Below are 13,271 nucleotides of genomic sequence, written 5' to 3' on the forward strand. Positions count from 1 at the left end.
AACATCACCCAGCCGGGCCCGGCTGGGTGATGTTCGCGCGGCGATCCTGAGCCTGCTCGTCGAGCGGCCGATGTATGGCTACGAGATGATCCAGGAGATCACCGAACGCAGCCAGGATTTGTGGCGGCCCAGCCCCGGATCCGTATACCCGACGCTGCAAATGCTCGACGACGAGGGGCTTATCGTCGGGTCTGAAACGGGCGGCAGCCAAAAGCTTTTCGAGCTAACCGACGACGGAAGGGCTGCGGACGAAAAGATCAAGACCCCGCCGTGGGACAAAATCACCAAGGGCGTCGATTCAGGTCAGGTCGACCTGCGCGCACAATTGGGCCAACTGATCGGCGCGGTGACGCAAGCCGCATACGCGGCCAGCGCAGAACACCAGCAGCGCATCGTCGCCATCCTCAAGACGGCCCGCCGTGAGATCTACAGCCTGCTCGCCGAAGCCGAATAACGCTGCATACCCGGGCCAGCCGTATGCCAGTTGGCCCGGTTTTCCCAGTCTGCGTGGTGCGCCTGTCAGCGGCGTCTTAGACCGCCGATGCCGCCTGTAGCAGCGACATCGCAGAGCTGCGCGACAGCACCCAGCCGCCCTGGTTCACGAACGTGACGTTCTGGGTGACCGGCGCGGTGAGCTTGGGACCCGAGACGGCCACGTCGGCCGTGGCCGACCCGGCGCCGGCGGGCTGGATATTCGAAACATTGAATGACAACGGCAGCTGGCCGCGCTTGGCTGCCTTCTGCAGGGCGTGGTCAGCCGCGTGGGCTTCGACCGGGCTGATGCCGCCTTCAACCAGGCCGCTCTTGTTCGCGAACGGAACGTTGGGATTGGCAAGACTGGTCAAGACGGTGGACAACTGGTCCGCGGTGGGCAGGTTAGCGGTTTGATCCTGCGGCAGCGGTGCGCCGAAACGACAGGCTGCACCTGGGACGGGACGGTGGGTGCAAGGCCGCTCAGTCCTGCGGCTGCTGCGCTTATTGCGGTCACCACCGCGATACCTGAGGCCAGGGTTTTGACGGTCATCGCTATCCTTTCGATTACCACGAGGTCAATGTGGTAGCAGTTGTGATTGTTGGCGCTGATACTGGTGTGTCGGTTGTCCGGCCGGTGGTGTTACACCCGAGCCGTCGACCAGCCACGATGTAACGCAACACCTGGGGGTTACGACAAAACGGTCAGCATTGATCACGTGAACTGCACAATGGCACCAACGCGTACGTCCGAATCGAAAGGACCGCCATGACCATGAAACCCATCCTCACAGGTGTCGCATCCGTAGCCGCGATCGGCGCCGCAGCCGCAGGTGTGACCTGTCTTGCGTACAGCAGCGCAGCGGCATCTCCGGTGCAGCCCGTCGCGTTCAGCGCACCGCTGCCGGACCAGCCGCCGCCCCCGCCGCCGGCACCCGGCCTGCCGACCGCTGACCAGTTGGCCGGGATCTGCAACCAGGTCACCGATCCCGGTGTGTCCTACACGACCAAGAACAATGTGGTCGAAGGCGGCATCGCTCCAAACGAGGGCCATGAGGCCGACCACAAACTGCGGCAGGCATACCGGGACGGGTATTTTCCTGAGAACTTCAATGTGGCGAATATCCAGCAAGCCGGTCCGAATGTCACCGCCGACGTGACCACCACCGGTCCGAAACTCGCGGCCCCGGTCACGCAGAACTACACCTTCGTCAACGACGGCGGCAACTGGATGATGGCGCATGACTCCGCAGTGGCTTTGATCCAGGTGGCCACCGCCGGAACCGGCTAGCCGCCTACCGCGCTGAGGTCGATCCTGGCCAGGCGCGCCGGATCGGCGAGCACGTCGATAGCGGCGATGCGCCCGTCGCGTACGACAAAACCCATGACGGCGGTCGCCCTACCGGCCACGAACACCACCGCGCCGGCAGCGCCGTTGACCGCGGCGGCGCGCACCTCCCGCTCCGGTGCGGCGTAACCCCGCGCCAGCCCGGCCACGGCCGATGCGCCCCGCACCAAGCGGACCGCGCCAGGGCCGAAGTCGCCGCGCAACGCCACGTCGGGGTGCAGAACGGAGATCAGGCGGTCGAAGTCGCCGGCGCGTCCGGCCGCGAAGAACGCGTCGACGACCACGGCTTGCGCGTGTAAGGAAGCGTCGGGAACCGGGGCCGCATCCTGGATCCGCCGGCGTGCCCGGCTGGCGAGCTTGCGGGTAGCCTCCGGAGACCGCTCCACGATCGGCGCGATCTGGTCGAAGGGCACCGTGAAGATGTCGTGCAGGACGAACGCCAGCCGCTCGGCGGGCGGCAGGGTGTCCAGCACTACGAACAAGGCCAGCCCGACCGCGTCGGCCAGCATCGCCCGGTGTGCGGGGTCGGATTCCCCGACCGCGTCCACAATCGGGTCGGGTACCTGGGGGACCAGCTCTTCGCCGCGGCGAACGCGTCGGGCACGCAAGGTGTTCAGGCAGATCCGCGCCACCACGGTGGTCAGCCAGGCGTCGAGATTTGCGATGGCTTCAACGCCTGCTTGATCGCGGCTCAGCCGCAGCCAGGCTTCCTGTACCGCGTCCTCAGCGTCCTGAAGCGACCCGAGCATCCGGTAGGCAAGGGCGCTCAGATGCGGGCGCGCCGCTTCGAACCGGGCCGTGAGAGTGTCGCTCACCGGCCACCGGCGCCGGGCAGCGCGCACACCATTCCGTCGGACAAGCCCGACGAACCGAGATCGAGCGCCAGGTTGAACCGGGCGCGCAGATTCTCCAGCGCGACGACGTGGGTGAGTTCGACGAGCGCGGCGGTGCTGAAATGTCGGCGCAGCGCTTCGAACAGCTCGTCGCTCACCTCGACCGGTGTGCGGCTCATCGCCGATGCAAACTCGAGCACCAACTTGTCCAGCTCGGAGAAGCATGGCGCAGTCCGGTATGTCGGCAGCGCGAGCAATTCCTCGTCGCTCAGCCCCCACCGACGTGCGATCTGCGAACCGAGGTCAATGCAGTATTCGCAGCGAACCGTTGTCGCGGCTTTCAATTCGGCCAACGCTCGATGCCGCCGGTCGAGCAGATCCAGTTTGGCCACCGCCCGCTCGAGTTTGCCGTAACCGCTCAACAACTTCGGGATGTGGGCATACATGCGCAGCGGTTCAAGCATGGTCTCGGTTTCGCGTCCTGCCATCTTCGCCAACTGGCGCTTGGTGAAGAAAAAGGCGATTTTCGTGGAGAGTCCCGCCTCGCGGTCGGAAACTCCGCTCAGTCGCGGCATGGCTTACCTCCTGACGGTGGTCCTACCTACCTCGACATCTGGCGGCTGCAGAATGTGACCGCGGCTAAGCCTGCTGGCTTAGCGGCATATCCATATCTAAAAGCCGCGCATGCAGCACAGTGCGATTGCGTAGCGCCGCACGCACCGCCCGGTGCAAACCGTCTTCCAGATAGACGATGCCCTTCCACTTGACCGCGTGCGGAAACAAGTCGCCGTAAAAGGTGGAGTCCTCCGACAACAGCCGGTCCAACGCGAGCACCGTTGTGGTAGTGACCAATTCGTCCAGCCGTATTTGCCGTGGCGGTATCCGCGACCAGTCCCGATACGACAGGCCATGGTCGGGGTACGGCTTGCCTTCCCGCACACCTTTGAAGATCATTTCGCTGCGTCGCCCCGGCTCGACGTGCGCATGGTTTACAAGGCTAGCGCGGCGACAACGCAGACCGAAACGGCCGAGCGCTGCGGTGCGCGGCCCTGATCACCGTGAAGGCACTGGTGCTGCCCGTAAAATGGTGCCGATCAGGAGGGTGGTTGCGATGGCAAGTGCCGACGAGCGTCGCTTTGAGGTGCTGCGCGCCATCGTCGCCGACTTCGTCGCCACCAAGGAACCGATCGGCTCGAAGGCCTTGGTGGAGCGGCACAACCTTGGCGTGTCCAGCGCCACCGTTCGCAACGACATGGCCGTGCTGGAGGCTGAGGGCTACATCGCGCAGCCGCACACCAGCTCCGGACGGGTACCGACCGAGAAGGGTTACCGCGAATTCGTCGACCGGCTCGACGGTGTCAAGCCGTTGTCCACCGCCGAGCGTCGCGCGATCCAGAAATTCCTGGAATCCGGTGTCGACCTGGACGACGTGCTGCGCCGCGCGGTGCGGCTGCTGGCCCAGCTCACCCGCCAGGTAGCGGTCGTGCAGTATCCGACGCTGTCGACGTCGACGGTGCGGCACCTGGAAGTGATTCCGCTGACCCCGGCTCGGCTGTTGATGGTCGTGATCACCGACACCGGGCGGGTCGACCAACGCATCGTCGAACTCGGCGACGTCATCGACGAGCAGCAGCTGTCGCAGTTGCGCGACATGTTGTGCCACGCGCTGGAAGGAAAGAAGCTCACCGCGGCATCGGCCGCCGTCGCCGAACTGGCCGAAGGCCTCGACGGGGCCGGCGGGCTAGGCGACGCGGTGGGCCGGGCGGCAACCGTGCTGGTGGAATCGCTGGTCGAACACAACGAAGAACGGTTGGTGATGGGCGGCACCGCCAATCTGACGCGCAACACCGCCGACTTCGGCGGGTCGTTGCGCTCGATCCTTGAGGCACTCGAGGAACAGGTCGTCGTGTTGCGGTTGCTTGCCGCGCAGCAGGAAGCCGGCAAGGTGACCGTGCGCATCGGCCATGAGAACGAGGCCGAGGAGATGGCGGCGGCGTCGGTGGTCTCCACCGCCTACGGCACCCAGGACACCATCTACGGGGGAATGGGCGTGCTAGGGCCGACCCGAATGGACTATCCGGGAACTATCGCTAGCGTGGCAGCGGTTGCTATGTATATCGGCGAAGTGCTGGGTGCTCGATGACCGCGCACCCCCTGCAGAACTTGTGGACAGCCGCGTAACGCGGCCCGAAAGCGGCGTGGGAAAGGTTAGGCGTGGCACGCGATTATTACGGTCTGCTCGGCGTGAGCAAGAACGCCAGCGATACGGAGATCAAACGCGCCTATCGAAAGCTGGCGCGCGAACTGCATCCCGACGTCAACCCGGACGAAGAAGCGCAGGCGAAATTCAAAGAAATCAGCATGGCCTATGAGGTGCTGTCTGACCCGGAGAAGCGCCGCATCGTCGACATGGGCGGCGACCCACTGGAGAGCGCCGGGATGTCGGCCAACGGCTTCCCCGGTTTCGGTGGTCTCGGTGACGTATTCGAAGCGTTCTTCGGTGGTGGCTTCGGCAGCGGATTCGGGGCGGGTTCGGCATCCCGTGGTCCGGTGGGACGAGTCCGGCCCGGCTCGGACTCGCTGCTGCGCATGCGCTTGGACCTCGAAGAGTGCGCAACCGGCGTCACCAAGCAGGTCACCGTCGACACCGCGGTGCTATGCGACCGCTGCCACGGCCGCGGCACCAACGGCAACTCCGGACCGGTGCGCTGCGACACCTGCGGCGGCCGCGGCGAAGTCCAATCAGTCCAGCGGTCGCTGCTGGGCCAGGTGATGACCTCACGGCCGTGCCCGACCTGCCGCGGCGTCGGCGAGGTCATCCTCGACCCGTGTTATCAATGCGGCGGCGACGGCCGGGTGCGGGCGCGTCGGGAGATCACCGTCAAGATTCCAGCCGGTGTCGGCAACGGGATGCGGGTGCGGCTGGCCGCCCAGGGTGAAGTGGGGCCCGGCGGCGGGCCGGCCGGCGACCTGTACGTGGAGGTGCACGAACAACCCCACGACATCTTCCTCCGCGACGGCGACCACCTGCACTGCACGATCGGGGTCCCCATGGTCGACGCGGCACTGGGCACCACGGTCACGATCGACGACATTCTCGACGGCCCCACCGAGCTCACCATCCCGGCCGGTACGCAACCGGGTTCGACGATCACGCTGCCCGGTCACGGAATGCCGCATCTTCGCTCCGGCGCCCGTGGCGACCTGCATGTGCACGTCGAGGTGGTCGTGCCGACGCATCTGGACAAACGTGACGCCGAACTGCTGCGCGAGCTCAAGAGCCGTCGCAGCCGCGACGTGCCCGAGGTCCGGTCCGCCCACGGCAACGCCGGCGGCGGACTGTTCAGCCGGCTGCGTGAAACCTTCACCGGTCGGTAAGCGCCGCCCGTGGTGGCGACCCTGTTCTACGTCGACGAGGTGCCCGACATCGGGGCGGTGGCCTTCGTCGCCGGCGACGAAGGGTTTCATGCCGCCACGGTGCGCCGGATCCGTCCCGGCGAACACCTGGTGCTCGGCAACGGCGCGGGTGGTCAGGCCAGCTGCGTGGTGGAGGACACCAGCCGCGACGGGCTGCGAGCCCGGGTGCTGAGCCGCTGGACGGTGGCGCCCGCGCAGCCGCCGGTCACGGTGGTGCAGGCGCTGCCCAAGTCCGAGCGCTCGGAATTGGCGATCGAGCTGGCCACCGAGGCGGGCGCGGACGCATTCCTGGCATGGCAGGCGACGCGCTGTGTGGCCCGCTGGGACGGCGCGCGTGTCGACAAAGGGCTGCGCCGGTGGCGCGCCGCCGCCCGCTCGGCTGCCCGGCAATCCCGGCGGGCATATATCCCGCCGGTCGACGGGATGACGTCCACCGCGGCGCTGGCCCAGCGGATCCGCGACGACGTGGCCGCAGGCGCGACAGTGCTCGCCCTGCATGAGGCCGCCGCTGCCCTGACCGATGTTTCGCTGAGACAGGCGAATTCATTGGTGCTCATCGTCGGCCCGGAGGGCGGGATCGCCGACGACGAGCTCGCCGCCTTGACGCAGGCGGGCGCGATCGCGGTCCGGCTGGGTCCGACCGTGCTGCGAACCTCAAGCGCGGCCGCCGTCGCGTTGGGCGCCTTGGGTGTGCTGACACCGAGGTGGGACCAGCCTGTAAATGGGTTGCGGTGAGACAGGCTGTCCACCGAGATCTGCGGTAGCGCAATGTTTTCGCGTTCTCGCCCCGACAAGCCGCGGGCGTGGGACTCTCGAACCCAACGGTGAAGGGAGTACCGGATGGGCGAGACCACCTATGACCTGAGCGCGATCTTCGACGAGCACGTTGCCCACGAGTTCGTCGCCAAGGATGTGGCCGCAACCATGGCCACGATGACTGGCGACGCCTTCGTTAACCACGTGCCGACCATGATGGGTGGTGTCGGCATCGACGAGCTGACAGACTTCTATGAGAAGTACTTCATCGGCCACTGGCCCGCTGACACCACGATCATCCCGGTGTGCCGCACCGTGGGCACCGAGCGCGTCGTCGACGAGATGATCATGTCCTTCACCCACGATGCCCCGGTGCCGGCATTCCTGCCGAATGTGGCGCCGACCGGGCGCACGGTTCTGCTGCCGGTGGTGGTGGTCATGGGCATCAACGAGGGCAAAGTCGCCTACGAGCGGATCTACTGGGACCAGGCGTCGCTGCTGGCCCAGGTCGGTCTGCTCGACGAGACACAGTTGCCCATTACCGGTGCCGCCCAGGCGCACAAGGTGCTCGACAAGGACCTGCCTGCCAACACGCTGCTGCAGCGCTGACCACTCGGTCACCGCCGATCACTGGGGCGTGACGGTGCACGGCGGTAGACTGGCAAACCGATACATCCACCGCAAAAACGCAGAAAGCAGGCATAAGGCACCACGTGACGCCCCGCGAGACCAACGCTGCTGACCCGGCCTCGCCTCAGGTTCGCAGCAGCATCGACGTTCCGCCCGACCTCGTCGTGGGCCTGCTGGGTTCGGCTGACGAGAACCTGCGCGCACTCGAACGCACATTGGCCGCCGATCTGCATGCGCGCGGCAACGCCATCACCCTGACCGGTGAGCCAGCCGATGTTGCGCTTGCCGAACGGGTGATCGCCGAACTCGTGACGATCGTGGCCAGGGGCCAGCCGCTGACACCGGAAGCGGTGCGCCACAGCGTGGGGATACTGGTCGGCACCGGCAACGAGTCACCGGCCGAGGTACTCACCCTCGATATCTTGTCGCGGCGCGGCAAGACCATCCGGCCGAAAACGCTCAACCAGAAGCACTACGTCGACGCAATCGATGCCAACACCATCGTGTTCGGGATCGGCCCGGCCGGCACCGGGAAGACGTATCTGGCGATGGCCAAGGCGGTCAACGCGCTACAGAGCAAAGAGGTCACTCGCATCATCTTGACCCGCCCCGCAGTGGAAGCCGGTGAGCGCCTTGGCTTCTTGCCGGGCACTCTGAGCGAAAAGATCGATCCCTATCTGCGGCCGCTGTACGACGCGCTCTACGACATGATGGATGCCGAGCTGATCCCGAAGCTGATGGCTGCCGGCGTCATCGAGGTGGCGCCGCTCGCCTATATGCGGGGTCGCAGCCTGAATGATGCGTTTATCATCCTCGACGAGGCGCAGAACACTACGCCTGAGCAGATGAAGATGTTCCTCACCCGGCTGGGTTTTGGCTCGAAAGTCGTTGTCACCGGCGATGTTACGCAGATCGACCTGCCGGGAGGCGCCACCTCGGGTCTGCGGGCTGCAGTAGACATCTTGGAGGGCATCGACGACATTCACATCTCGCACCTCACCAGCGCCGACGTGGTCCGTCATCGCCTGGTGTCTGAAATCGTCGATGCCTACGCCAAATACGAGGAACCCGGCCTGATGAACCGGGCCGCACGGCGCGCGTCGGGCGTGCGTCATCGGCGGTGACGTCCGACGGCCAGCGGGTAAAGCGAATGAGCATCGAGGTATCCAACGAGTCTGGAATCGACGTGTCCGAAGCCGAACTGGTCAGCGTAGCCCGGTTCGTGCTCGACAAGATGGACGTCAACCCCGCCGCCGAGCTGTCGATGGTGCTGCTGGACACCACCTCAATGGCCGACCTGCACATGCGCTGGATGGACCTGCCCGGCCCGACCGACGTGATGAGCTTCCCGATGGACGAGCTCGAGCCGGGAGGACGCCCCGACGCGCCCGAGCCTGGGCCCGGCATGCTGGGCGATATCGTGCTGTGCCCGGAATTCGCCGCCGAGCAGGCCGCTGCGGCCGGTCATTCGCTGGGTCACGAGCTGGCGCTGCTGACGATCCACGGTGTGCTGCATCTGCTGGGCTACGACCACGCCGAGCCGGACGAGGAAAAAGAGATGTTCGCCCTGCAAGACCGGCTGCTGGTGGAATGGGTCGCCGAACAGGTCGAGGCCTACCAGCAGGACCGCCAAAGCGAGCGGGACCGCCGACTGCTGGACAAGTCCAGATATTTCGACGAACCGTGAATGAGCTTGCTCCGCTGCTCGGCGCCATCGTGTTGATCGGTCTGGGCGGGTTGTTCGCCGCCATCGACGCCGCGATCAACACCGTGTCTGTGGCCCGGGTCCACGAATTGGTGCGCGACGAGCGCACCGGCGCGGTGCGGCTGGCCAAGGTGATGGGCGATCGGCCAAGCTACATCAATCTCGTTGTGCTGCTGCGGATCGTCTGCGAGATCACCGCGACCGCGCTGCTGGTGGTGTTCCTCCTGCATAACCTCAGCCTGGACTGGGGGCTGTTCGCCGCCGCCGCGATCATGGTGGTGACGAGCTTCATCGTCATCGGGGTCGGTCCACGGACTCTGGGCCGGCAGCACGCGTATTCGATCGCGTTGGCGGCCGCCTTTCCGCTGCAAGTGATTTCCTGGCTGCTGATGCCGATCAGCCGACTGCTGGTGGTGCTGGGTAACGCGTTGACTCCCGGCCGAGGGTTCCGCAACGGGCCGTTTGCCTCCGAGATCGAGTTGCGTGAAGTCGTCGACCTGGCCCAGCAGCGCGGCGTCGTCGCCGCCGACGAGCGCAAGATGATCCAGTCCGTCTTCGAACTCGGCGACACACCGGCCCGCGAAGTCATGGTGCCGCGCACCGAGATGATCTGGATCGAAAGCGACAAATCGGCTCGCCAAGCGATAACCCTGGCGGTGCGCAGCGGCCACTCGCGGATTCCGGTAGTCGGTGAGAACGTCGACGACATCGTCGGTGTGGTCTATCTGAAAGACCTTGTCAAGCAGACCTGTTACCCGACCAACGGCGGCCGCGACACCACCGTCGCACAGGTGATGCGCCAGGCAGTGTTCGTGCCGGACTCCAAGCCGCTGGACGCGCTGCTGCGAGAAATGCAGCGGATGCGCAACCACATGGCGCTGCTGGTCGACGAGTACGGGGCGATCGCCGGGCTGGTGACGATCGAGGACGTGCTCGAGGAAATTGTCGGCGAAATCGCCGACGAGTACGACGAAGCCGAGACCGCTCCGGTAGAAGACCTGGGCGACAATCGGTTTCGGGTATCGGCGCGGCTGCCGATCGAGGACCTCGGCGAGCTGTACGGGGTCGATTTCGCGGAGGATCTCGACGTCGACACGGTCGGCGGTCTGCTGGCGCTGGAGCTCGGCCGAGTTCCGCTGCCCGGCGCAGAGGTGGTGTCCCACGGGCTGCGGATGCACGCCGAAGGTGGCCCAGACCATCGCGGGCGGCTGCGGATCGGTACGGTCTTGCTGAGCCGCGCCGGCGACGATGCAGAGCGGAGCGATGAGGAGGAGCGGCGCACATGATTCCCGCCGGCGACGATGCAGAGCGGAGCGCATGATTCTCGCCGACACCGACGGCCAGCATGGTAGGGAGGCCAATGGCGATGGCTGAGCAGCTCGACACCGAGGACGAAAAGCTGGTCACGCTGGCGCGGGCGGCTATGGCCCGCGTCGAACGCGCCAGCGGCGCCGCAGTCCGCGACCTCGATGGGCGCACCTACGCCGGTGCGCCGGTAAGCTTGTCGGCGCTGCAGCTGACCGCGCTGCAGTCCGCGGTAGCCGCGGCGGTTTCCAGCGGCGCGACAGGGCTGGAGGTCGCCGTGCTGGTGGGCGGCTCCGCCGACGACGCCGGCATCGCCGCCGTACGCGAACTGTCACCGACCGCGGTGGTGATCGTCACCGACCGCGCCGGCGCCGTGCTGGCATGACCGCCCGATGACTGAATTCCGCTCGGGATTCGTCTGTTTCGTCGGCCGGCCCAACACCGGCAAGTCAACGCTGATGAACAGGCTGGTCGGCTCGAAGGTGGCGATCACCTCGACCCGGCCGCAGACCACCCGGCACACCATTCGCGGCATCGTGCATCGGGAGACCTTCCAAATCGTGCTGGTCGACACCCCCGGACTGCATCGGCCCCGCACACTGCTGGGCAAGCGGCTCAACGACTTGGTTCGCGACACCTACGCCGAAGTCGACGCCATCGGGTTGTGCATTCCCGCCGACGAGGCGATCGGCCCGGGGGATAGGTGGATTCTGCAGCAGATCCGATCGATCGCGCCCACGACCACTCTCATCGTCGTCGTCACCAAAATCGACAAGGTGCCTAAGGACAAGGTGGCCGCCCAACTCGTGGCGGTCGGCGAGTTCGTCGGTACGCCCGATGGCCGGCAAACCGAGATCGTCCCGGTGTCCGCGGTCACCGGCGAGCAGATCGACGTGCTGATCGACGTGCTGGCGGCCGCGCTACCGCCCGGGCCGGCGTACTACCCCGATGGTGAGTTGACCGACGAACCGGAAGAGGTTCTGATGGCCGAGTTCATCCGGGAAGCCGCTTTAGAGGGCTTGGGCGATGAGTTGCCGCATTCGTTGGCGGTGGTGATCGACGAAGTCAGTCCGCGGCAAGGCCGCGACGACCTGATCGACGTGCACGCCCTGCTCTATGTCGAACGCGAGAGCCAGAAGGGCATCGTCATCGGCAAGGGCGGCGCCCGGCTGCGGGAAGTCGGCACCGCCGCGCGCAGCCAGATCGAGAAGCTGCTGGGCACCAAGGTCTATCTCGACCTGCGCGTCAAGGTCGCCAAAAACTGGCAGCGTGACCCCAAACAACTAGGGCGACTTGGCTTTTGACCATCGGCACAGGTGCGCTTAGCGAAGCGCTATCGGCGGCGTCCCCATCCCCGTGTTCCACCACACCTGCGGCTGCTTGGCGGCCCAGCCGATGACGGCCTCGAGTTCGGCGGCCAGCGACACCAGCAGCGGCTCGCTGTTGGCCGGCCCCATCAGCTGCACACCGATCGGCAGTCCTTCTGAGGTGAAGCCGGCCGGGACGTTGATCGACGGCCAGCCCAGCACATTCCACGGCCACGTCACCGGGCATGCCTTGATCATGACGCGGTCGGTGGTCAAACCGCCCAGCGTGTCGAAGGCGTGCACTGGCGGCGCTGGCTGCGCGGTGGTCGGCGCCAGCACGACGTCGACGATGTCGAAAATCGAGCCGACTCGACGCTGATCCTCGACTTCGTGGGCGCGCGCATGGCGCAGCACCGACCCGGAGAGCAGCCGGCCCATCCGCATGTTGGATAGGGTGCGACGGTCGAATTCGACGCCGTCGCCGAGCCGCTCAGCCCAGTCGAGCAGCCCGGCGGTGGAGCGCGACAAGAAATTCCACGACAACCGCAGGCCGTAATCGGGGTTGCCCACCACCACGGTGTGGCCCAGCAGCTTGAGCTGCTCGGCCACCCTGTCCAGCGCGGCGCCGATCTCGGGGTGCAGTGTGGCCCGAAAACCGGTGAACGGGAAGCGGGTTGACACCGCGATCTTCAGCGGGCCTGGCGCGATGCCGATGTATTGGGACACCTTGACCGGAGGTGGTTTGTGCAGGTCACCCTCGACGTTGCCGGAGACGGCGTCGAGCACCAGCGCCGCGTCCTCGACGGTGCGGGCCAGCACGCCGTTGACCGTGATGCCGTTGAACGCCTCCGGTAGCGGCCAGGTGGAAATCCGGCCGCGCTGGGGCTTGATGCCCACCAGGTGCGTCCAGGCCGCGGGGATGCGGATGCTGCCGGCCCGGTCCGAGCCGATCGCGGCGGCGACGAGGCGGCCCGCGACCGCGGCCGCGCTTCCGCCCGACGAGCCACCGGGTGTGTGTTTGCGCGACCACGGGTTGCGGGTGTGCCCGAATGCGGGTCCGCTGGTGAACGGCCATTGGCCGAGCTCACAGGTGTTGGTTTTGCCGACGATCACCGCGCCCGCCGCCTTGAGCCGGCGCACCACCTCGGAGTCGGCAGCGGCCGGCGCGACGTACCCGGAGGTGCCGAAAGCCGTTGGGAATCCGGCGATGTCGACGTCATCCTTGACCGCGATCGGGGGATGCCCAGCAGCGGCGCCTGCTCACCGGCGGCCCGCCGCCGATCGGCCTCGGCGGCATCGGCCAGCAGCACCGGGCGGCCGGCGACGAAGTGCTCCATCACGGCGCCCAGCACCTGCGGCTTCAGCGTCTGCCAGGCGGACAGGTCCGACTTGGTCACGGTCACGAAGTCGCCGCCCAGGAACACCCGCGACACCCCCGGCAGCGCGAACAGCGCACTGGCCAATGGGCTGCGCTCGGCGGCCTCGGCGGTGGCGAAGTC

General features: G+C 66.5%; 14 protein-coding genes and 3 pseudogenes. 11 read left to right on the plus strand and 6 right to left on the minus strand.

Translation table 11 applies throughout. The features are described 5' to 3' along the window. Positions 1-454 (plus strand): PadR family transcriptional regulator (locus tag ACFE99_RS14750; RefSeq protein WP_375486497.1); only part of this gene is annotated, 454 nt, incomplete at its 5' end. Between the two features lie 76 nt (positions 455-530). Here ACFE99_RS14750 and ACFE99_RS14755 read toward each other — a convergent pair. Beyond that, positions 531-1,024, minus strand: a pseudogene (locus ACFE99_RS14755) (hypothetical protein). Positions 1,025-1,240: 216 nt separating this feature from the next. On the opposite strand from ACFE99_RS14755, the gene ACFE99_RS14760 reads away from it, so the two are divergent. Then, positions 1,241-1,762 carry a hypothetical protein gene (locus ACFE99_RS14760; protein ID WP_375486499.1) on the plus strand — a complete coding sequence of 174 codons (522 nt, stop codon included), beginning with the start codon at positions 1,241-1,243 and terminating at the stop codon, positions 1,760-1,762. Here the strand turns inward: ACFE99_RS14760 and ACFE99_RS14765 are convergent. The 3 genes from ACFE99_RS14765 to ACFE99_RS14775 form a co-directional block, all read right to left on the minus strand. Further along, entirely contained in the window at positions 1,759-2,661 is a 903-nt protein-coding gene (locus ACFE99_RS14765) for a sigma-70 family RNA polymerase sigma factor (RefSeq protein ID WP_375486501.1), read from the minus strand. The two genes, ACFE99_RS14760 and ACFE99_RS14765, sit on opposite strands and share 4 nt — an antisense overlap. Further along, positions 2,631-3,227: a carboxymuconolactone decarboxylase family protein gene (locus tag ACFE99_RS14770; RefSeq protein WP_375486503.1), complete on the minus strand. Its 597-nt coding sequence runs from the start codon at positions 3,225-3,227 to the stop codon at positions 2,631-2,633. Before ACFE99_RS14770 ends, ACFE99_RS14765 begins: the two co-directional genes overlap by 31 nt. Positions 3,228-3,291: 64 nt before the next feature. Further along, positions 3,292-3,606: a type II toxin-antitoxin system VapB family antitoxin gene (locus ACFE99_RS14775; RefSeq protein WP_375486505.1), complete on the minus strand. Its 315-nt coding sequence runs from the start codon at positions 3,604-3,606 to the stop codon at positions 3,292-3,294. 157 nt (positions 3,607-3,763) lie between these two features. On the opposite strand from ACFE99_RS14775, the gene hrcA reads away from it, so the two are divergent. The 9 genes from hrcA to era all read left to right on the plus strand — a co-directional run bounded on the left by hrcA (position 3,764) and on the right by era (position 11,769). Then, positions 3,764-4,795, plus strand: coding sequence for a heat-inducible transcriptional repressor HrcA (gene hrcA, locus ACFE99_RS14780; protein WP_375486507.1), 1,032 nt, complete (start codon positions 3,764-3,766; stop codon positions 4,793-4,795). A 71-nt stretch (positions 4,796-4,866) separates the two neighbouring features. Beyond that, positions 4,867-6,030: a molecular chaperone DnaJ gene (gene dnaJ / locus ACFE99_RS14785; RefSeq protein ID WP_375486510.1), complete on the plus strand. Its 1,164-nt coding sequence runs from the start codon at positions 4,867-4,869 to the stop codon at positions 6,028-6,030. Positions 6,031-6,039: 9 nt separating this feature from the next. Then, positions 6,040-6,804 carry a 16S rRNA (uracil(1498)-N(3))-methyltransferase gene (locus ACFE99_RS14790; protein ID WP_375486512.1) on the plus strand — a complete coding sequence of 255 codons (765 nt, stop codon included), beginning with the start codon at positions 6,040-6,042 and terminating at the stop codon, positions 6,802-6,804. Positions 6,805-6,909: 105 nt separating this feature from the next. Beyond that, positions 6,910-7,434 (plus strand): nuclear transport factor 2 family protein, encoded by a 525-nt coding sequence (locus ACFE99_RS14795; protein ID WP_375486514.1) that lies wholly within the window; start codon positions 6,910-6,912, stop codon positions 7,432-7,434. Between the two features lie 104 nt (positions 7,435-7,538). Next, positions 7,539-8,579, plus strand: coding sequence for a PhoH family protein (locus ACFE99_RS14800; RefSeq protein WP_375486516.1), 1,041 nt, complete (start codon positions 7,539-7,541; stop codon positions 8,577-8,579). 26 nt (positions 8,580-8,605) lie between these two features. Further along, the gene (gene ybeY, locus ACFE99_RS14805; protein WP_375486518.1) at positions 8,606-9,142 is read left to right on the plus strand and encodes an rRNA maturation RNase YbeY; all 537 of its coding nucleotides are present in this window, start codon (positions 8,606-8,608) and stop codon (positions 9,140-9,142) included. Further along, entirely contained in the window at positions 9,139-10,446 is a 1,308-nt protein-coding gene (locus ACFE99_RS14810) for a hemolysin family protein (protein WP_375486520.1), read from the plus strand. Before ybeY ends, ACFE99_RS14810 begins: the two co-directional genes overlap by 4 nt. 59 nt (positions 10,447-10,505) lie before the next feature. Next, positions 10,506-10,850, plus strand: coding sequence for a cytidine deaminase (locus ACFE99_RS14815; protein WP_375486522.1), 345 nt, complete (start codon positions 10,506-10,508; stop codon positions 10,848-10,850). Between the two features lie 7 nt (positions 10,851-10,857). Beyond that, positions 10,858-11,769, plus strand: a complete 912-nt coding sequence (gene era / locus ACFE99_RS14820) for a GTPase Era (protein ID WP_375486524.1) — start codon at positions 10,858-10,860, stop codon at positions 11,767-11,769. Between the two features lie 18 nt (positions 11,770-11,787). Here era and ACFE99_RS14825 read toward each other — a convergent pair. Then, positions 11,788-13,076: pseudogene (locus ACFE99_RS14825) on the minus strand (amidase); the annotation flags it as partial. A gap of 75 nt (positions 13,077-13,151) precedes the next feature. Beyond that, positions 13,152-13,271: pseudogene (locus tag ACFE99_RS14830) on the minus strand (NifU N-terminal domain-containing protein); the annotation flags it as partial.

Origin of the sequence: uncultured Mycobacterium sp., from assembly GCF_964249325.1 — a bacterium.
Taxonomy (GTDB): Bacteria; Actinomycetota; Actinomycetes; order Mycobacteriales; family Mycobacteriaceae; genus Mycobacterium.